The organism is Thalassospira sp. UBA1131 (assembly GCF_002311515.1).
Lineage (GTDB): Bacteria > Pseudomonadota > Alphaproteobacteria > Rhodospirillales > Thalassospiraceae > Thalassospira.
This window is the reverse complement of record NZ_DCAO01000063.1, coordinates 19,501-19,952: the sequence shown is the minus strand read 5'-3', so window position 1 is coordinate 19,952 and position 452 is coordinate 19,501. Positions and strand designations below refer to the sequence as shown.

Annotated in this window: 1 pseudogene; it reads left to right on the top strand. The window is 56.9% G+C overall.

The features are described 5' to 3' along the window. A pseudogene (locus tag B3Z49_RS09555) lies at nt 1-452 on the top strand (DNA polymerase I); the annotation flags it as partial.

Sequence of the window (452 nt, the reverse complement as noted above, 5' to 3'; positions counted from 1 at the left end):
AAGGTCGGTCAGAACCTGAAATACGATATGATCGTTCTTGCCCGCCACGGTATCAAGGTCGCCCCGATGGATGACACCATGGTGCTGTCCTATGTGCTTGATGGCACCAGCCACGGGCATGGCATGGATGAACTGGCCGAGCTGCATCTGGATTACAAACCGATTTCATTCAAGGATGTTTGCGGCAGTGGCAAGACCCAGATCACCTTCGATCAGGTCCCGCTCGACAAGGCGCTGGATTACGCGGCCGAGGACGCCGATATCACGCTGCGCCTGCATCGGTTGCTCAAACCCCGCATCGCGCAGGAACATATGGCCAGTGTCTATGAGACGCTTGATCGTCCGCTGGTGCCGGTTCTGGCCGAAATGGAAGGCCTTGGGGTCAAGGTCGATGCCGAGATCCTCAAAAACCTGTCCGAAGACTTCGCCAAACGCATGGCCGCCCTTGAAGA